Annotated in this window: 16 protein-coding genes; 11 read left to right on the forward strand and 5 right to left on the reverse strand. The window is 73.9% G+C overall.

The window, feature by feature from the left end; genetic code table 11:
• Positions 1–103 precede the first annotated feature (103 nt).
• The 4 genes from LZF96_RS20720 (at position 104) to LZF96_RS20735 (ending at position 3,761) form a co-directional block, all read left to right on the forward strand.
• Complete coding sequence (locus LZF96_RS20720; protein ID WP_308294250.1) at positions 104–2,476, forward strand: ATP-dependent DNA helicase UvrD2; 2,373 nt, start codon at positions 104–106, stop codon at positions 2,474–2,476.
• 154 nt (positions 2,477–2,630) lie between these two features.
• Positions 2,631–2,945 carry a hypothetical protein gene (locus LZF96_RS20725; RefSeq protein WP_233875119.1) on the forward strand — a complete coding sequence of 105 codons (315 nt, stop codon included), beginning with the start codon at positions 2,631–2,633 and terminating at the stop codon, positions 2,943–2,945.
• A 172-nt stretch (positions 2,946–3,117) separates the two neighbouring features.
• Entirely contained in the window at positions 3,118–3,438 is a 321-nt protein-coding gene (locus LZF96_RS20730) for a WhiB family transcriptional regulator (protein ID WP_308294251.1), read from the forward strand.
• A gap of 56 nt (positions 3,439–3,494) precedes the next feature.
• The gene (locus LZF96_RS20735) at positions 3,495–3,761 is read left to right on the forward strand and encodes a hypothetical protein (protein WP_374203291.1); all 267 of its coding nucleotides are present in this window, start codon (positions 3,495–3,497) and stop codon (positions 3,759–3,761) included.
• A 207-nt stretch (positions 3,762–3,968) separates the two neighbouring features.
• Here the strand turns inward: LZF96_RS20735 and LZF96_RS20740 are convergent, their stop codons facing one another.
• Positions 3,969–5,273, reverse strand: coding sequence for a ThiF family adenylyltransferase (locus LZF96_RS20740; protein ID WP_233875124.1), 1,305 nt, complete (start codon positions 5,271–5,273; stop codon positions 3,969–3,971).
• Between the two features lie 561 nt (positions 5,274–5,834).
• Between LZF96_RS20740 and LZF96_RS20745 the strand changes: the two genes are divergently transcribed.
• Positions 5,835–6,506 (forward strand): M48 family metallopeptidase, encoded by a 672-nt coding sequence (locus LZF96_RS20745; RefSeq protein WP_233875126.1) that lies wholly within the window; start codon positions 5,835–5,837, stop codon positions 6,504–6,506.
• Positions 6,507–6,565: 59 nt separating this feature from the next.
• Here LZF96_RS20745 and LZF96_RS20750 read toward each other — a convergent pair whose 3' ends face one another.
• A complete protein-coding gene (locus tag LZF96_RS20750) occupies positions 6,566–7,603 on the reverse strand; it encodes a LacI family DNA-binding transcriptional regulator (RefSeq protein ID WP_233875128.1) in 1,038 nt (345 codons plus the stop codon).
• Between the two features lie 242 nt (positions 7,604–7,845).
• Here LZF96_RS20750 and LZF96_RS20755 point away from each other — a divergent pair, with 242 nt between their 5' ends.
• Positions 7,846–8,817, forward strand: coding sequence for an ROK family protein (locus tag LZF96_RS20755; RefSeq protein ID WP_233875131.1), 972 nt, complete (start codon positions 7,846–7,848; stop codon positions 8,815–8,817).
• A 138-nt stretch (positions 8,818–8,955) separates the two neighbouring features.
• Here the strand turns inward: LZF96_RS20755 and LZF96_RS20760 are convergent, their stop codons facing one another.
• Both LZF96_RS20760 and LZF96_RS20765 read right to left on the reverse strand, forming a co-directional pair.
• A complete protein-coding gene (locus tag LZF96_RS20760) occupies positions 8,956–9,513 on the reverse strand; it encodes an NUDIX hydrolase (RefSeq protein WP_233875175.1) in 558 nt (185 codons plus the stop codon).
• Positions 9,514–9,581: 68 nt separating this feature from the next.
• Positions 9,582–11,009: a zinc-dependent metalloprotease gene (locus tag LZF96_RS20765; RefSeq protein ID WP_233875134.1), complete on the reverse strand. Its 1,428-nt coding sequence runs from the start codon at positions 11,007–11,009 to the stop codon at positions 9,582–9,584.
• Between the two features lie 265 nt (positions 11,010–11,274).
• On the opposite strand from LZF96_RS20765, the gene LZF96_RS20770 reads away from it, so the two are divergent.
• From LZF96_RS20770 to LZF96_RS20785, 4 genes are all read left to right on the forward strand, one after another.
• Entirely contained in the window at positions 11,275–12,396 is a 1,122-nt protein-coding gene (locus LZF96_RS20770) for an NAD-dependent epimerase/dehydratase family protein (RefSeq protein ID WP_233875140.1), read from the forward strand.
• A 112-nt stretch (positions 12,397–12,508) separates the two neighbouring features.
• A complete protein-coding gene (locus tag LZF96_RS20775) occupies positions 12,509–13,048 on the forward strand; it encodes a molybdenum cofactor biosynthesis protein MoaE (protein ID WP_233875142.1) in 540 nt (179 codons plus the stop codon).
• Positions 13,049–13,245: 197 nt separating this feature from the next.
• Entirely contained in the window at positions 13,246–13,431 is a 186-nt protein-coding gene (locus LZF96_RS20780) for a hypothetical protein (protein WP_233875145.1), read from the forward strand.
• Between the two features lie 49 nt (positions 13,432–13,480).
• Positions 13,481–14,635, forward strand: a complete 1,155-nt coding sequence (locus LZF96_RS20785; protein ID WP_233875147.1) for a PDZ domain-containing protein — start codon at positions 13,481–13,483, stop codon at positions 14,633–14,635.
• A 63-nt stretch (positions 14,636–14,698) separates the two neighbouring features.
• On the opposite strand, the gene LZF96_RS20790 is transcribed toward LZF96_RS20785, so the two are convergent.
• Positions 14,699–15,340 carry a PPA1309 family protein gene (locus tag LZF96_RS20790; RefSeq protein WP_374203292.1) on the reverse strand — a complete coding sequence of 214 codons (642 nt, stop codon included), beginning with the start codon at positions 15,338–15,340 and terminating at the stop codon, positions 14,699–14,701.
• 129 nt (positions 15,341–15,469) lie between these two features.
• Between LZF96_RS20790 and LZF96_RS20795 the strand changes: the two genes are divergently transcribed.
• Positions 15,470–18,631, forward strand: a complete 3,162-nt coding sequence (locus tag LZF96_RS20795) for a UPF0182 family protein (RefSeq protein WP_233875178.1) — start codon at positions 15,470–15,472, stop codon at positions 18,629–18,631.
• The last annotated feature ends 104 nt before the right edge of the window (positions 18,632–18,735 follow it).

The raw sequence follows: 18,735 nt of genomic DNA on the forward strand, positions 1-18,735 counted from the left end.
GCCCACCGACCCCGGTTCCCTCGGCCCCCCGCCCGGTGCCCCCCTGCCCGGCACGCCGGTGCTCCCGTCGCCGGGAGCCGCGCCCCCGGCCGATCCGGAGGCGGTGCTCGACGGGCTGGATCCCGAGCAGCGGGCCGTCGCGACCACCCTGCGCGGACCGGTCTGCGTCCTCGCCGGCGCCGGGACGGGCAAGACCAGGGCCATCACCCACCGCATCGCATACGGGGTGCGCACCGGGGTGCTGCAGCCGGCCGGCATCCTCGCGGTCACCTTCACCGCCCGGGCCGCCGGTGAGATGCGCGGCCGGCTCCGGGCCCTGGGCGCGGGCGGCGTGCAGGCCCGCACCTTCCACTCGGCGGCGCTGCGCCAGCTCCAGTACTTCTGGCCGAAGGCCGTCGGCGGCGAGCCGCCCCGTCTGGTGGAGCGGAAGGTCCAGCTGGTGGCGGAGGCCGCCGCCCGGTCCCGGATCCGGCTGGAGCGCGCCGAACTACGGGACATCACCTCCGAGATCGAATGGGCCAAGGTCACCCGCACCACCCCCGAGGACTACCCGGCCGCCGTCGCCAAGTCCTCCCGGGAGGCGCCGCGCGATCCGGCCGAGACCAGCCGGATCTACGCCGCCTACGAGCAGCTCAAGCAGGACCGGTCGGTGATCGACTTCGAGGACGTCCTGCTGCTGACCGTCGGTATCCTGCAGGACCGCCCGGACATCGCGGACACCGTCCGCAGCCAGTACCAGCACTTCGTGGTGGACGAGTACCAGGACGTCAGCCCCCTGCAACAGGGCCTGCTGGAGCTGTGGCTCGGGGACCGGGAGAACCTCTGCGTGGTGGGGGACGCGAGCCAGACCATCTACTCCTTCACCGGCGCCACCCCCGATCACCTGCTGGACTTCCGACGGCGCCACCCGGGGGCCACGGTCGTCAAGCTCGTGCGCGACTACCGGTCCACCCCCGAGGTGGTGCACCTGGCCAACGGACTCCTCGCGCAGGCCCGCGGCCGGGCGGCCGAGCACCGCCTGGAGCTGGTCTCCCAGCGCCCGCCCGGCCCGGAGCCGGTCTTCGTCGAGTACCCGGACGAACCGGCCGAGGCGGAGTCCACCGCCAAGCGGGTGCGCGAGCTCATCGAGGCGGGGACCCCGGCGGCGGAGATCGCCGTCCTCTTCCGGATCAACGCCCAGTCCGAGATCTACGAGCAGGCCTTCGCCGACGCGGGGATCCCCTACCAGCTCAAGGGGGCCGAGCGCTTCTTCGAACGCCAGGAGATCCGCCGGGCCGGCCTGGCGCTGCGCGGGGCCTCGCGCGCCGGGGGCAACGACATCGCGCTGGAGGGGCTGGAGGACCGGAGTCTGGGGGAGCGGGTGGCGGCCGTGCTCGGCGGCACCGGTTGGACCCCGGACCCGCCGACCGGCTCGGGGGCGGCCCGCGACCGGTGGGAGTCCCTGCGGGCTCTGGTGCGACTGGCCGAGGAGTTCGGCGCGGCCCGACCCGGGGCGTCGCTGCGGGATTTCGTGGAGGAGTTGGACGAGCGCGCCCGGGCCCAGCACGCCCCCACGGTGGACGGCGTCACGCTGGCCTCCCTGCACACCGCCAAGGGCCTGGAGTGGGACGCGGTCTTCCTGGTCGGTCTCACCGAGGGGATGTTGCCGATCACCTACGCCCGCACTCCCGAGCAGATCGAGGAGGAGCGGCGACTGCTGTACGTGGGGGTGACCCGGGCGCGGAAGCTCCTCTCGCTGTCCTGGGCGCTCGCGCGCTCGCCGGGCGGACGGGCGGGGCGTCGCCCGAGCCGCTTTCTGGACGGGCTGCGCCCCGGCTCGGGGGCGCGTGGCGGGGCGGCGGGGGCGCGTGCCGGGGGAGTGGATCGCGGCTCGGGCTCCGGCTCCGGCTCCCGGCGGCGGCAGCGCGGACCGGTGCCGTGCCGGGTATGCGGGCGCACCCTCACCGAGGCGGCGGAGTTGAAGCTGCGGCGGTGCGCCGACTGCCCTTCCACGATGGACGAGGGGGTGTACGAGCGGTTGCGCGAGTGGCGGTTGGAGCGCGCGACGGAGCTCGGGCGCCCGGCGTACACCGTCTTCACCGACGTCACCCTGATGGCGATCGCGGAGACCACGCCCTCGGACGAGCGGGAGCTGTCCCGCATCTCCGGGGTGGGGCCGCACAAGCTCCGCCAATTCGGTGACCAGGTACTGCGGATCTGCGCCGGTCTGCCGGCGGAACCGGACACGGGTTCGGGGTCGGATCCGGACACGGGGCCGGAGGCCGACCAGGCGGGTGAGGGTGCCCCCGGGGGGCCCGGGGAGAGCCGGGCGAGGGGTGGTGTCGAGCCGGAGGACCTGTGGGACGAGCCCGCCCCCGAACCGCCCGGGGACACGCCGGAGAACCTGCCGGAGGGCCCGGACGACGGCTTCGGCGACCCCTTCGGGGAGTGGTCGGAAGCGGAGTCCGGGGGTCCGGGGAAAACCGCTGAAAAATAGTTTGCGCGTGGTGGAGGGATGCGCATAGCGTGCTTCCACGGCCGCGGGGCCGGGGGTTCTCCCCCCGGAACCCGGTGAGCCGCGTCATGTCTGTCCGAGTCCGCGAGGGCTCCGCAAGCGCCGAGAGGAGGCGAATTCGATGTTGGCACTTCCGATGACCAAAGCCGTCCGTTGTCAGAACACCCTCGTTCGCCTGCCCGGCGCACCGCGCCCGTTCGGCGCCACCCGTGTGTCCTCCGCCTCCGCCGATCCGTCGGCACGCGGCTGGAAGTCCGCGAATGGCGCACTCGGAGTCGCGGCCCCGGCCGTAATGGCGGTCGAGACCGTTCCGAGCGACGCGTATGTCCCGGCAGCAGCACGTATCCGCGGCCTCGAGGCCGTCGGCTTCCGTGCGACCACGCGGTTCAACCAGCACTTCATCCGGATGTGGGCCCTCCGCGGGCTTGATCCCCGGAAAGATCCCACCTGATCGGCGAGATCAGGTCGGCACCTTCCAGGGCCGCGGAACCCCATCCGGGATCCGCGGCCCTTTCGTTTGCCCCGAAGATCACGTTCTCGGGGAAAACGCAGCCGGAACACCGACGACGAGACGAGGAACCACCACCGTGCGACTCGCACCCTCCGCTCCCTCATCGCCCGACCTGAACCCACCACCCGATCCGGAGATCCCCGTGACCCCGTTGTTCACGCTCAACGAGCTGGACGAGGCCATCGACCGACTCGACTCCCGAGTCCCCTGCCGTTCCTATGACCCGGAGGTCTTCTTCGCCGAGTCCCCCGAGGACGTCGAGTACGCCAAGTCCCTTTGTGCCGGCTGCCCGTTGAGGGCGGCGTGTCTGGCCGGCGCGAAAGAGCGCCGCGAGCCCTGGGGCGTCTGGGGCGGCGAACTCTTCGTCCAGGGCGTCGTGGTGCCCCGCAAGCGCCCTCGCGGGCGCCCGCGCAAGAACCCGGTCGTCGCATGAACCTCCCCGGCACGATCGGCCGCCCCGCACAGCACGGCCCCGAACAGAGCACGCACATGAACGACCACCTCCGCGGCGGACGCCGCCTCATCGACGCGGCCGAGCCGCGTCCCACACCGAACAGGACCCGAGAGATGGAACTCCTACCCGAAGCCATGGCGCGCTCGCAGTTGAGCGAGCGGCTGCGCGAGGCCGAATCCCAACGCCGGACTCACCAGTTGGCCCTGGCGGCACGGATGGAACGCCGCTCGCAACGGCTCCACCGCCGGGCGGAGCGGGCCTCGCAACGAGCCCGCCGCGCCCTGGCCCGTGCCCTGATGTGAGCCGGCCCGACCCGAATCCACCGACCCGAATCCACCGACCCGAACCGGGGGCCGGCGCGAGGAGCCCCTCGCGCGCCGGCCCCCGGCCGTATCGGTGCCCGGGCGTGCAGCCGGGGCCGGGCTCACCCGCCTTCCGACGGCACGGGGAACGCCGGATGCCCCCCTGACCTCTCGCGGGGAGTCACCCGCCGGTCCCGGTCGCCGACGTCACGAGACGTGGTCGTGGTGGGCCCCCATGGGTCGGGCCCGGGTGGTGCCCGTCCCGGCCCCGGCCGCCACCGGGTCGTCGGAAGCCGGTGGCTGCGGGGCCCGCGAGACGGCGGCGCCGCAGGGGCAGTCCGGGTGAGCGGATACCGCCACCCGCTCGACACGGGGGCCCGGCAACGTCATCTCCAGACGTCCGCCCGCTTCCGGATCGACACCGTGACCCCGGCCGGTGCCGACGCCCGCCCCGGCGCCGGGATCCGGAATCGGGCCCGGCCGGCCGTTCCGGTCCGAGGCCCGGTGCCGCGCCCGGTCCGGGGGCGGGACCGGGCCCATGACCAGGGTGCCGTCCAGCACGCCGAGCGCGGTGGTCGCCGCCAACCCCGCCACCGCCGTGGCCAGCGCCGTGTCGCAGGAGGGAACCCCGGTGCCCCGGCGCCCGTGCCGCCACTGCCCGACCAACAACGGCCACCCCGACTCCCACCTCTCCCGCTCGCGCATCAGACAGCCGGCACAGGGGGTGCGCCCCGGCATCACCAACGGGCCGACGAACCCGGTGGCCTCCACCACCCCCGCGTACAGGTGGGGGATCCCCGCCGCCATCAGTGGCTCGACGGTCTCGGGGGAGGGCGCGTAGCCGGAGATGCCGTCGCGCGGCGCGATGATCACCAACTCCGGACCGGCCGTTCCCGGTCGGTGCTCCCCGTGCGGCGATCGGCCGGTACGACCCCCGGCCCGGGGCCAGGGGCGCAGGCGTCGGATCAGGGAGTCGGCCGCGGCGTTCCGCCGGCGGCCGACGTGCTCCGGCGCGAAGCCGGCGGCGGAGACCTCTCCGGGGCCGACGGTCCCGCCGTCCACCACCTCCACCCCACCGATCCCGGCCCGGGCCAGGGTCGCGGCGATCGCGGCACCGACCCGGCCCGCCCCCACCACCCGTACCCGTGCCGAACGACGGGCCACCAACCGGCGGCGGGCCCCGCCGGGCTCCCGGCAGAGCAACGACAGGGTGGCCAGGTCCGGTCGCAGCGACTCGGTCACCTCGGCGGCGGCCCGCCGCCCGGCCACCGCGTCCTCGACGACACCCAGCGAGGCGAGACGGGCGGTGAGGCGGTCGGCGGCGTCCGGCCGCAACCCCAGCCGGTCCGCCGCCCGGCGCAGCGTCGTCATGCCGCGGGTCCCGTCCAGGAGGGCGAGAAAGGACTCCGTCGGACCGTCCACCGGTCGGAGCACCACGGCGTGCGGAGGGGTGACGCCGTAACGGACGGTCTCGCGGTCGTCCCAGCCGCGCAGCAGGGCGGGCTTGATCATCGGGTGCGGTTCCGAGGAGGCCGCTTCCCCGGCTTTCCCGGCTTTCCCGCCCGCGCCGGGGCCGCCGCGCGGGGCGGCCCCGGACCGTGGTCGGCGGCCGGTGGGGGGCGGGTACGCCGCAACGGTTACCGCGGGCACCCCCGGCGGACCCGCCGCCGTGGTGGTCACGGTCGTCACCGTCGTGGCGGTGGTGACCGCGCCGGTCGGCACCACGGTGGTGGCCGCGGGCGAAGAGGCGGGCGGCAGGTCGCGCGATGCCGTGGCCGGCCGCGGTGGAGTGCTCGTCGACATGGTGCCCCCGGGGGTCGTCGGGAGCCGGGGACGCGGGCACGCCCCGGCCGGCGGGGTGACGGAAGCCGCCCGCCGTGTGACTCACTGTGCCTCATGTCGCCGACAGCGGGCGCTCCGTCGTCCACAGGAACCGGCGTTCGTCGTACCGGTGACGCGAGCCATCGATCGGGGCTCCCCGGGGTCCCCCGGACGGCGGTCCCCGGGGCCTCCGACTTCGACTTCGCCACCCGCTCCCGTGATCCGGGGTGCGGAAACGGGTACGGTCCGGGTGTGTCCGCCGATCCTCCCCTCCGCGCCGACCCCCTGCACCGCTCCGGTCCACCGCAGCGCGTCACGCCGGGGAGCCTCACCGCGCCCACCGGCCCGATCGAGGTGCGGCGCAGCGTCCGTCGCCGGCGCACCGTCTCCGCCTATCGCGAGGGCGACCGGACCATCGTGTTGATCCCGGCCCGGATGACGGCCGAGGAGGAGAACCGCTGGGTGACCACGATGCTGGACAAGCTGGCCGCCCAGGAGGAGCGTCGCAGCGGGTCCCGGGCCGACCTGGCGGATCGGGCCGCTCGGCTCTCCGAGCGCTACCTCGCCGGTCGGGCCCGTCCCGCCGGTGTGCGCTGGGTGGACAACCAGCACACCCGCTGGGGTTCCTGCACCCCGGCCACCGGCACCATCCGGCTCTCCCACCGCCTGCGCGGTATGCCCGAGTACGTTCTGGACTACGTGCTCCTGCACGAACTGGCACACCTGCTGGTACCGGGGCACGGACCGGACTTCTGGGCCCTGCTGGAGACCTATCCCCGTACCGAGCGCGCCCGGGGCTTCCTGGAGGGCGTCGTCGCGGCCGAACGTCTTCCCGACGCGGGGGACGACGACGCGGAGGACGACGACGCGGACGCCCCGGATGATCCGGATGTCCCGGGCGCGGCGGGCCCCGGGTTCCCCTGACCACACCCTCCGGCCGGGTGGCGCCGCCCGACGACGCGGACCGGATCCGCGCCGTCGCCTCAGACCCCGCCCGGCGGTGGCCCGGTGCTGCCGCGCGGGATCAACCGCGCCGGTGGCTCCTCCACCCCGACCCCCGGTTCCCCGGCGGGTCGTCCCTCCTCGATCACCGTCAGCAGCGCCGTCGCGGCACGTCCCCCGTAGGCCGCGATGTCCCTGCCCAGGGCGGTGAGGGCGGGGCGCACCACCCGGGTCAGGGGGGAGTCGTCCCAGGCGATCACCGACAGGTCGGCCGGGATGGACAGGCCGAGCTCGGCGGCGACCGAGAGGCAGGCGACGGCCATGATGTCGTTGTCGAAGACGATCGCGGTGGGGCGGTCGGGAGCGGTCAGCAGGGCCCGGGTGGCGTCCGCGCCGCCCTCGCCGGTGTGGTCGGTGTGCGTGATCCGGGGGGCCGGCAATCCCAGTTCGGCACAGGTCTCCCGCAGAGCCCCGTCGCGCAGGGCGGTGTGCGTCAAGCGGGTCGGCCCCGCCACCCGGGCCAGCCGGCGGTGTCCGGCCCCGGCCAGGTGCCGCACCGCCTCGCGAACCCCCACCGAGTCGTCCGACCACACCGCCGTCAACCCGCCCGCCGCCGAGGGGTGGCCCACCACGACGGCGGGTAGCCGCAGTCCCTCCAGGACCGGGATCCGGGGGTCCTCGTGGTGCGGGTCGAGCACGATCACCCCGTCCACCCGGCCCTCCCCCCACCAGCGGTGATAGACCTCCGTCTCCCGCTCGTGATCGGGGACGATCTGGAGCATCAGGGCGTTGTCCCGTTCGGCGAGCACGGCCTCGATGCCGCTGATCAACTCCATGAAGAACGGCTCGACGCCGGGGAAACCGGCGGGTCGGCACATGGCCAGACCCACCACCCCGGCGCGGGAGCCGGTGAGTGCCCGGGCCGCGCTGCTGGGACGCCACCCGAGCTCGGCGGCGATCCGTCGGATGGAGGCCCGGGTGCGGTCCGAGACACCCGGTTGACCGTTGAGCGCGTAGGAAACGGCAACCTTGGACACGCCCGCCTGTCGGGCGATGTCGGCGATCGTCGGGCGTTTCACCGGGGCTCTCCCATGGTCAACCGGTGTCCTGTCGGGGCAGCTTACCGCCGGCGGGGTTCCACGCCCCCGGGTCGCGGGGCCCCGTCCGGCCCGGTGGCCGTCGTTGACAGCCGAAGCGGGAGGGACGTAACGTCGGTCGACTTAATCGGTTAAGTGAACGGGGGCGCTTCCCCCTTCGGGAGGCCATGGTGGACATCACGGGGACGGCCGGTGCGGGGAGTCGCCCGGATGGAGGGAGCCCGGTGGAGGGCGCCCGTCGCGTCCCGGCCGGCGAGCGGGGCGCGCCCGCACTGGCGCTGGACATCGGCGGCACCAAGTTCGCCGCCGCCGTCGTGGAGCCCGACGGCACGATCACGGCGCGCGTCGAGGAGCCCCTCACCGGCCCCGGCTCGGCGGCCGGCGTCCTGCGCTCGGTGATCGCCGCGGTCGTCGCCCGGATCCCCGACGGGGAGCCGGGCGGGGTGGGGATCGGGTCCGCCGGGCCGCTGGATCCGATCGCCGGGACCGTCAGCCCCGTCAACATCCCCGAGTGGCGCGAGCACCCGCTGCGTGACGAGGTGGCCGCGATGTTCCCCGGTCGCGCGGTCCGGCTCGCCGGGGACGGCCAGTGCATGGCGCTGGGGGAGTGGTGGCGCGCCCCGGACCGCGACCGGGTCCGCTCGCTGCTCGGCGTCGTCGTCTCCACCGGGGTGGGAGGTGGTCTGGCCCTCGACGGGCGCGCCCACTCCGGCCGCAGCGGGAACGCGGGCCACATCGGTCACACCGTCGTCGATCCCTCGGGCGACCGCTGTCCCTGCGGGGCCACCGGGTGCGTGGAGACGATCGCCAGTGGTCCCTCGATGGTTCGCCGGGCCCGGGCCGCGGGGTGGAGAGGGGTCGACGCCCGCGAACTCGCCGCCTCGGCCCGCGCCGGGGACCCCCGGGCCCTCGCCGCCTTCGACGCGGCGGGTCGGGCGCTCGCGCTGGCCCTGCTCAACGCGGTCGCGGTTCTGGATCCCGACCGTGTGGTGATCGGCGGAGGCGTGGCCGCCGCCGGTGGCGTCCTGTTGGATCCGCTGCACCGGTGGTTGGACGAACTGGCGGGGCTGCCCTTCCTGCGGGGTCTGCGCACGGTGCCCACCGCCCTCGGCCGGGACGCGGGCCTGTACGGGGCCGCCGCCCTGATCCACCGCGACCGTCCGGTCGTCTCCGGCCCGTCCGGGACCGGCGACTGACGAGCCTCCCCCCGCCGGAGCTTCCTCATCGACCTCTCCGCGCCCGGCTGATCGGACGACCGACCGGGCGGGGAGCGGCGCACGTCGATGACCGCCGCTCCCCGCCCGGGATCGCCACTCCCGCGGGTCCCGACCCGGTCACCCGCCGTCGCGTCGCCCCGGAGCCGGGGTCTCCCCGGCCAGGCGCGACCGGCCGGCCTCCATCAGCGCGACCACCGAGGCGTCCGCCACCCCGGCCACCTCCGTGTGGTGGAACCACCGCACGTCCAACGACTCCTCCCCGCACACCGCCGGGGCGTCCGGCGGCGCCACCGCGAGATACTGCACGTCCAGATGCGGCGCGCAGGGGGTGTGGTGCCGGTCCAGCCGCACCGGCTCCGGCAGCAACCGCAGACCGGGGATCCCCGACTCCTCGGTCGCCTCCCGCAGCGCTGTCACGGCGACGCCGGTGTCCCCGGACTCGCAGTGACCACCGGTCTGCAGCCACATCCGCAGCTTCCGGTGCAGGGTCAACAGCACCCGTTCCCCGGTGGGGTCCACCACCAGCGCGCCCGCGGTCAGATGACCGGGCGCGCAGGCGCGCCGCATCGCGTCCGGATACGCGTCCAGGTGATCCAGGTAGGCACGGCGCAGCGCCTCCTGCTCCCCGTCGGGGGCGTGCCAGGCGCCCAGCACCCGCACCGCGTCCTCGCGCAGCGGGTCCGGGCCCCGGCGGCCGGGGACGGCGCTCCCCGCCTCCCCGGGTCCCGGCCGCCCGACCGTCGTCACTTCGGGTGCCCCCGGTCCCCGTCCGGGGAGCCGCCGGCGTTCCCGCCGTCGTTCCCCGGCCCGTTCCCGCCGTCGTTCCCCGGCCCGTCGGACGAGTCGCCGGCGGCGTCCCCCAGCAGCCGGTCCAGCTCGGAGAAGTCCGGCTGCTCGCGGTGGACGAAGCCGTCCGGGTCGTCCAGGTCGTGGGTGGTGGGCAGCATGTCCGGGTGCGACCACAACAGGTCGCGCCCCTGGTAGCCGCGCGCGTCGGTGAGCGAGGCCCACAGCCGGGAGGCGTCCCGCAGTCGGCGCGGGCGCAGCTCCAGGCCGATCAGGGTCGCGAAGGTCTGCTCCGCCGGACCGCCGCTCGCCCGGCGCCGGCGCAGTGTCTCGCGCAGCGCCCCCGCCGAGGGCAGGTGCGGCTGGGCGGCGGCGTGCACGACCGCGTCCACCCACCCCTCGACGAGTGCCAGGGCGGTTTCCAGCCGGGCCAGCGCGGCCCGCTGCTCCGGGGTGTCCTCCGGCTGGAACATGCCCTGCTGGAGCTTCTCCTGGATCTCCTCGGGTCGGGACGGATCGATCCGGCCGACCAGGTCCTCCAGCTTGCCGGTGTCCACCCGGATGCCCCGGGCGTAGCCCTCGACGGCGCCGAACAGGTGGCCGCGCAGCCACGGCACGTGCTCGAAGAGCCGGTGGTGGGCGGCCTCGCGCAGCGCCAGATACAGCCGCACCTCGTCGGCGGGTACTCCCAACCCCTCGCCGAACCGGACGATGTTGCCCGGCAGCAGCGCCGCCTTCCCGGCCGGACCCAGCGGCAGGCCGACATCGCTGGAACCGACCACCTCACCGGCCAGCACGCCCACGGCCTGGCCGATCTGGGTGCCGAACATCGCGCCGCCCATGGAGCGCATCATGCCGAGCAGCGGACCGGCCATGGCCCGCATCTCCTCCGGCAGCACCTCTCCCATCGCGCCGCCCACCCGCTCGGCGACCGGGTCCACCAGCTCCCGCCACACCGGGAGGGTGGCCTCCACCCACTCCGCGCGGCTCCAGGCCACCGCGGAGGTCGCCCCGGAGGGCAGCGCGGTCACCTCGTCCAGCCACAGTTCGGCCAGGCGCAGCGCCTCGGTCACGGCGGCCCGCTCGGAGGCCCCGACGCTGCTGTCCCGCGAACCGTCGGGGGCGCCGGCGGCGACCGTCTGCCGGGCCACGTTGCGGGCCAGGTCCCAGTTGACCGGGCCGTCCTCGGAGGAGAGCAACTGCCCGAGCTGCTGGAAGGCCGCGCCCAGATCCTGCGGGTTGCCGCCGCCCAGCGCGCCGAACATCGCCGCCAGCGGATTGTCCGCCGGGTCCGGGCCCTTGCCCGGGCCCCCGCCCTGGTTCTTTCCGGGTTCGCCGTCCTCCGGCTCCCGGGGGAGACCGAATCCGAATGGGGTATCGCTCACGGGAATCCTCGGCAATCCTCGGTTGTGCGGCTCGATGATGTGGGCGTCGCCCGCGGTGCGGACGAGCGGTCGGGTGGGAGGAGCTGGGTGGTCGGGTGGGAGGAGCTGGGTGGTCGGGTGCGGTGGAACCGGGTGGTCGGGTGCGGTGGAACCGACCCGACCCCGACACGGCACACCGAACCGGGTCGTGATCCTCCAGCGTAAATGTCCCTCGTGCAGGATGGGGGTGCGCACCCCGTACCGAGACAACCGCTGGAGACGTCCTGTGAGTTCCCCGGAGCCCCCCGTTCGCGGAGCGCGAAACGACCGATCGGCCGTGTTGACCGTGGCCGTCACGGGAGCGGCCGGGGGCGCCGGGGCTCTGCTGACCCGGCGCCTACTGGCGGCCTCCCCGCCCGTACGGGTGATCGCGGTGGACGAGCGGCGGGGTGGGTTCGAGGGGGCCGAGGGCGCCGAGTGGCACCTGATGGACATCCGGGATCCCGCCCTCGCAGAACCCTTCCGGCCCGACGGCCGTCCGGTGGACGTCCTGGTGCACCTGTCCGTCGACCTCGACCTGGACACCGACCCGGAGGCTCGCACCGCCCACAACGTCGGCGGCACCCGGGCGGTCCTGACGGCGGCGGCCGCCATGGGGGTGCGCCGGGTGGTGCTGTGCACCTCGACGATGGTCCATGGCGCGCTGCCGGACAACGACGTCCCGTTGTCGGAGGACGCGGAACTGCGGGCATCCGGGGACGCCAGCGGTCTCGGCGACCTGCTGGAGATCGAGAGCCTGGCCGAACGCGCCCCGCGCGCCCATCCGGGGTTGAACGTCACCGTGGTCCGTCCGGCGGCCCTGGTGGGTACCGGCGCGGACACCGCCCTGACGCGCTACTTCGAGTCGCCCCGCCTGCTGCTGGTGGCCGGTTCCCGACCCCGCTGGCAGTTCTGCCACGTCGAGGACCTGGTGGCCGCTCTGGAACTGGTGGTGCGCCGCGACCCGGCCGGCCCGTTGGCGGTGGGGTGCGATGGTTGGCTGGAGCACGAACAGGTCGAGGAGATCTCCGGGATCCGGCGTATGGAGTTGCCCTCGGCACTGGCCCTGGGCGCGGCGACCCGGTTGCACCGTCTGGGCCTGACGCCCTCACCGGCGGCCGATCTGGCCTACACCATGCACCCGTGGGTGGTGGGCACCGGGCGGCTCTACGAGGCCGGGTGGCGGCCCTCGTGGACCAACGAGGAGGCGCTCGCGGCGCTGCTCGAGGAGACCGCCGGGCGGCACGCCGTGGCCGGCCGCCGGCTGGGTCGCAAGGACGCGGCGACCACGTTGGGGGCCGCCGGGGCGACGGTCGCGCTGGTGGGTACCGCCGCGCTGGTGCGCCGCGCCCGTCGTCGTCGCCGCTGAACCCGCCCGGGCCGGCCTCCCGATCCCCGACTCCCGTCCCGCGTCCCCGCGAACCGCCGCCGCGCGGGGTGCCGGGGCGTCCTCCCGGCCGGCCCGGGGGACGATGGTGGCCATGCGCCCCAGCGAATCCCCGATGTCCCCCGGCAGCCCCGCCGGTTCCCTGAATCCCACGAGCCCCGGGCACCCCGCGAGCCCCGCACATCCCGGCGGTCCGCCCGACCCGCGTCTGCGCCTGCTCGGCATCCGGGAGACCGCCCTGTCCGTGCCCGAGGTGTTGGCGGCCATCGGCGACCACGAAGCCGGTGGTACAGCCCTGTTCGTCGGCACCGTCCGCAACCACGACGGCCCGGCCGACCGCGCCGCCGTCACCTCATTGGAGTACTCGGCCCATCCGAGCGCGGCGATCGAGCTGCGGCGGGTCGCCGAACGGGTGGCGGCGGACTTCCCGGTGCGGGCCCTGGCGGCCGTCCACCGGGTCGGCGGCCTCGCCGTCGGCGACCTCGCGGTGATCGTCGCGGTCGCCTGTCCGCACCGGGGGGAGGCGTTCGAGGCCTGTCGCCGGCTGATCGACGACCTCAAGGCGACCGTCCCGATCTGGAAGCACCAGACCTTCGCCGACGGCACCTCCGAGTGGGTGGGCGCCTGCGGCTGACCCCGTGCCGGCCGGGGGCGCCCCGGGGGCGTGAAGACCTCTCCGCGCCCGGTGGACGCCCCCGGCCGGCCGGGGCGGGAACCCCTCCGCTTGCGTGACCCGTTCACCCATCGGAGCGTTGGGTCACCGGGCAGGTTCTTCCCCCGACGACCGCGCGCTCCGGTTCGCGGTCCGGAGTCGAGACGGGAGATGGCGTCGTGGCGGCACTGGTGTGGTTGCTCATTCCGCTGGTGGGCCTACTGATCGCGGGGGTGTGGAGCATCGTGGCGAGTCGACGGATGTCCGGGGCCCGCGGGGCCGGCGACACCGCCGGCGTCCGGCGCCACCAGGCGTTTCGCGACGCGATGGAGCGGCCGGCGCGCGGGGTCGACGGGCTCGGGTGAAGTCCCCCGTGGACCGACGACCGGATCGGGCGTGCCGTACTGTCGGCTCATGCCACGCCGTACCGCCTCGCTGCTGACCTCCGGTCTGCTCCTGATCGGCCTGCTGTTCGCGGCCGTCCTGGTCCGGGTGCCCTACGCCGAGATGTCACCGGGGCCCACGGTCAACACGTTGGGTGAGCACAACGGTGGTCCCGTGCTGAACATCGCGGGCGAGGAGACGTACGAGACCACCGGCAACCTCAACATGACGACGGTCCGGGTGACCGGCGTGAACTTCCGGATGAGCCTCTTCGAGGCGGTGCGCGGCTGGCTCGCGGGAAGCAGCGCGGTCGTGCCCCACGAGACGCTCTATCCCGAGCGGCGCACCGCCGACGAGGTGGAGCAGATCAACGCGGAGGAGTTCAGCCGCTCGCAGGAGACCGCGAAGGTCTCGGCCCTGCTCGAGCTGGGCTACGAGGTCGGCACCCGGACGATCGTCTCCTCGGTCGTGAAGGACGGCCCCGCCGAGGGCGTGCTCCGCGCGGGGGACGTGATCGTCGCGGTGGACGGCGAGGAGATCGGGGAACCCTCGGAGGTGGCGGAGCGGGTCACCGCCCGCGAGCCGGGCGACCCCGTGGTCTTCACCGTGGACCGCGTTCCCGGCACCGACGACGCGGACGGCACCGAGGGCACCGACGAGGCGGACGGTGCCGGGGAGGCCGATCCGCCGGCCGGTGGCAGCGGGGACACCGCGGAGGCGGAGCGCCTGGAGGTCACCGTGACCTCCACCGCCGCCGAGGACGACGGCCGGCCCATCGTCGGCATCTCCGCCGGCGTCGGCTACGACCTGCCTTTCGACATCGACATCGAACTGGCCGACGTGGGTGGTCCCAGCGCCGGCCTGATGTTCGCGCTCGGCCTGGTGGACAAGCTCACCGAGGAGGATCTGACCGGCGGCGAGTTCGTCGCGGGGACCGGCACCATCACGGCGGAGGGCCGGGTCGGTCCGATCGGCGGGGTGGCCATGAAGATCATCGCCGCTCGGGAGCAGGGCGCCTCCTGGTTCCTCACCCCGGCCGCGAACTGTGCCGCCGCCGCGGCCGATCCGCCGGCGGGCCTCACCCTCGTCGAGGTGGAGACCCTGGAGGGCGCGCTGGACGCGCTGGAGGAGATCCGGGCCGGGGCGGAGCCGGAGAACCTGCCGCTCTGCTCCCGGGCCGACTGACCCGCCGCGCCGGTCCCGACCCCGGGACCGGGGTCGGGACCGGCGGGCCGGTGCGGCGCGGCCTCAGCCCTCGAAGGTCGCCGCCAGTGCCTCGGTGAGCCCGGGCACCAGATCCGGACCGGTCATCACCTCGGTGCCGGCGTCGCGCGAACGCAGCCGCAGCGCCGACTCGCGCTCCCCGTCGCGCAGCACCCCCACGGTCATCCGTACCTCCTGCCGCTGCGGGTGCTCGGCCACCCAGCGGGTGAGGGCGTCGACGTTCTCCTCGTGGCGCAGTTCCTCGGGAATCTCCGCCTCGGCCGACGGCGGCAGCATCAGACGCTCGACGCACAGCGCGCAACCGGCCACGGCGTCCGGCCAGGCGATGCCGGCGAGGAACTCGTCCAGCGGCGCGTCCGGGGGCAGCTCGTCCTGCTCGATCGGGGTCAGTGAGGTACCGCCGGCCTCGGGTGCCCCATCCGGGGTTCCCTCCCGATCGTCGTCCTCCAGACCCAGACGTTCGGCCAGCTCGGGCTCCTCGGTCCGCAACCGGTCGGTGTCCACGAGTGCGAACAGGCGGGCCGGGCCGTCCCAGCCCAGACCCGAGGTGTAGGCATCGATCTCCAGAAGTGCCCTGGTCAGAGGCCGTGCGGCGACGGGGGTGCCGGCCTCGCCGGCGGTCGCGCGGGTGTCGGGTGCGTCGGGTGTGGTGTTGTCCATCCCCATATCGTGCCGCCCCCTACCCCGGAAACGGGAACCGGGTAAAGCTTGAGTAAGTTACTCAAGTGGGGTCCCCTAGGCTGGGCCCGCCGTTATCCGCTCCGAATCTTTGAGGTGCGCACCTTGGCTTTCCAGATGCCGGACCGGGGCTCGGGTCGCCCCAATGGTCCCCAAGGCCCCAGAGGACCCAGAGGAGGTGGGCCCGGTGGACCCGGCGTTCCGGGCTTCGCACTGGGGCGCCCCTCCGGGGGTGCCAAAACCCTCCTGATCACCGCCGCCGTCCTGGCGGGGCTGGTGATCCTGTTCGCGATGTTCGCCGGGTTCTGGACGGACTGGAAGTGGTACCAGTCCGTTGACTTCACCACGGTGTTCACCACGCAGTTGGTGACCCGCATCGTGATGTTCGCGGTCTTCGGGCTGATCATGGCCCTGGCCGTGGGACTCAACATCTGGCTCGCGCACCGGCTGCGGCCGCCACTGAGCGCGATGTCGATGGAGCAGCAGAACCTCGACCGCTACCGGATGAGCATCGCCCCCTACAAGAAGTGGGTGCTGATCGCCGCGTCCCTGCTGATCGGCCTCATCGCGGGTGGGTCGGCGTCCGGACAGTGGCGCACCTGGCTGCAGTGGGTCAACGGCACCCCGTTCGGTGTGACCGACGCGCAGTTCGGGATGGACATCTCCTTCTTCGCGTTCGACTACCCGTTCTACCGCTTCCTGATCGGCTTCGGCTTCGCCGTGGTGGTGCTCTCGCTGCTGGCGGCGGGGGCCACCCACTACCTGTACGGCGGGCTGCGGGTCACCACCCCCGGCAACCGGATCACCCCGGCCGCCACCGGTCACCTCTCGGTCCTGATGGGCCTGTTCGTGGCCCTCAAGGCGGTGGCCTACTGGTTCGACCGCTACGGGCTGGCGCTCAAGAGCAGTGACTTCCGGGACGCCGACGGCTGGACCGGCCTGCGCTACGTGGACGCCAACGCCTACCTGCCGGCGCGGACCATCCTGACCATCATCGCGATCATCTGCGCGGTGCTGTTCTTCGCCACCCTGTGGCGCCGCACCTGGCAGCTCCCGGTCATCGGGCTGGGCCTGCTGGTGCTCTCCGCGGTGCTGATCGGCAGCGTCTACCCGGCGCTGGTGCAGCAGTTCCAGGTGCGCCCGAACGAGCAGGCCATGGAGACGCCGTACATCCAGAAGCACCTGGAGGCGACGAAGGAGGCCTACGGGATCGACGCGGCCGAGAAGCAGGCCTTCGGTCGTCAACAGGCCGGTCTGGTCACCGACGAGAACCGCGAGGAACTGCGGGACTCGGTGCGGACCACCGCCAGCATCCGCCTGGTCGACCCGAACGTCATCTCCCCGGCCTTCCAGCAGCTCCAGCAGATCCGCGGTTACTACTCCTTCGCGGACACCCTGGACGTGGACCGGTACCCGACCGCGAGCGGCGAGCAGGACACCGTGATCGGCGTCCGTGAGATCAACATCGACGGGCTGCCCGACCGGAACTGGATCAACGACCACTTCCGCTACACCCACGGCTTCGGCGTGGTGGCGGCGCGGGGCGACGACATCCTCGGCAACGGCACCCCCGACTTCATCGAGAAGGAGCTGCCGCCGGAGGGTGAACTCGGCGAGTACGAGCCGCGCATCTACTTCGGTGAGGCGACCACCCACTGGTCCATCGTGGGCGGTCCGCAGCCCGAGCTGGACTACATCCGCGGGGACGCCGGCGAGGACGAGACCGAGGCTCCCGAGGTGCCGGAGGACGGCGCCCTGGAGGACGGCCTCGACGAGGGCACCGAGGACACCGGGGGCACGGACGGCGCCGAGGACGGCACCGACACCGACACCCCCGGGGGTGACACCGAGGCCCCGGCCGAGGACATGCCCGAGCCCGGCCAGGAGGTCGACTACAGCTACACCGGCGAGGGCGGCGTCGAGCTGGGCAACTACTTCAACCGGGCCGCCTACGCCCTGGCCCTGGGCGAGCCGCAGATCCTGTACTCCGGCGCCATCGGCGAGGGGTCGCAGATCATGTACCGGCGGACCCCGACCGAGCGGGTGGAGGCGGTCGCCCCCTGGCTGACCATCGACGCCGACCCGTACCCGGCGGTGGTCGACGGTCGGGTGCAGTGGATCGTGGACGCCTACACCACGAGCAACGGCTACCCGTACTCCTCGCGCACCGTGCTGGACCAGGCCACCGCCACCGCGCTCACCGACGCGCAGCGGCAGGTGCTCGCCCAGCAGAACCAGATCAACTACATGCGCAACTCCGTGAAGGCCACGGTCGACGCCTACAGCGGCGAGGTCGTGCTCTACGAGTGGGAGGAGGGCGAGCCGGTCCTGGAGACCTGGATGAAGGCCTTCCCCGACACGGTCACGCCGCGCGAGGAGATCAGCGACGAGCTGATGGCCCACCTGCGGTACCCGCAGGACCTGTTCAACGTGCAGCGGGACCTGCTCCAGCGGTACCACGTGGACTCGGCGAGCCTGTTCTACGCCGGTGGTGAGCGCTGGGAGGTGCCGGACGACCCGACCCAGCCGGGCAACTCGGTTCCCTCGTACTACCTCAGCATGAGGATGCCGGACCAGGACGCCCGTACCTTCTCGCTGACCACGACCTTCAACCCGAGGGACCGCGAGACGCTGGCCGCCTACATGGCGGTGGTGGCGGACGCGCGCAGCGACGACTACGGGACCATGCGGGTCCTGACGCTGCCGAACAACACCACCACCCCCGGTCCACAACAGGTGCAGAGCCGGTGGAACGCCGAACCCGACATCGCCGAGTCGATCAACCTGCTGCAACGGGGTGACTCCGAGGTCGAGTACGGCAACCTGCTGACCGTGCCGCTGGGCGACGACCTGCTCTACGTGGAGCCGGTCTACGTGCTCGGCGCGGGCGCCAACTATCCGCGCATGCAGCGGGTGCTGGCCTCCTACGGCGACGAGTTGGCCTTCGAGGCATCCCTGGACGCGGCGCTGGACACCCTGTTCGGTGTCGCCGAGACGGGCGAGGAGCCGGAGGACACGCCGCCGGCCGAGGAGGGCGAGGAGCCGGAGGACACCCCGGACGTCACCGCGGATCTCGCCGACTGGATCGGTGAGGCGCTGGAGGCCCAGGAGGAGGCCGACACCGCGCTGTCGGAGGGCGACTGGGCCGCCTACGGCGAGGCACAGGACAAGCTCGCCGAGGCGCTGCGGCGCATCGCCGAGGTCGAGGAGGCCGCGCGCACCGAGGACACCGGTGACGACACGGACGAGGACGCGGCGGAGGAGGAGAGCGAGGAGTGATCCCGGACGGCCCGGGACCCGGCCTTCCCGGGGCCCGGACCGCGCCTCCCGATTCGACGGATTGACGGACGGCCGGCCACCCCCGCGCACCGCGGGGGTGGCCC

Origin of the sequence: Streptomyces sp. ST2-7A, assembly GCF_021390475.1 — a bacterium.
In the GTDB taxonomy this organism is placed as follows: Bacteria; Actinomycetota; Actinomycetes; order Streptomycetales; family Streptomycetaceae; genus Streptomyces.

Bases quoted from the DNA above. Each gene is read 5' to 3' on its own strand.
- LZF96_RS20725 (WP_233875119.1), top strand. From the start codon at position 2,631: ATGACCAAAGCCGTCCGTTGTCAGAACACCCTCGTTCGCCTGCCCGGC.
- LZF96_RS20735 (WP_374203291.1), top strand. From the start codon at position 3,495: ATGAACGACCACCTCCGCGGCGGACGCCGCCTCATCGACGCGGCCGAG.
- LZF96_RS20740 (WP_233875124.1), bottom strand. From the start codon at position 5,273: ATGATCAAGCCCGCCCTGCTGCGCGGCTGGGACGACCGCGAGACCGTC.
- LZF96_RS20775 (WP_233875142.1), top strand. From the start codon at position 12,509: ATGCGCCCCAGCGAATCCCCGATGTCCCCCGGCAGCCCCGCCGGTTCC.
- LZF96_RS20785 (WP_233875147.1), top strand. From the start codon at position 13,481: ATGCCACGCCGTACCGCCTCGCTGCTGACCTCCGGTCTGCTCCTGATC.
- LZF96_RS20790 (WP_374203292.1), bottom strand. From the start codon at position 15,340: ATGGGGATGGACAACACCACACCCGACGCACCCGACACCCGCGCGACC.
- LZF96_RS20795 (WP_233875178.1), top strand. From the start codon at position 15,470: ATGCCGGACCGGGGCTCGGGTCGCCCCAATGGTCCCCAAGGCCCCAGA.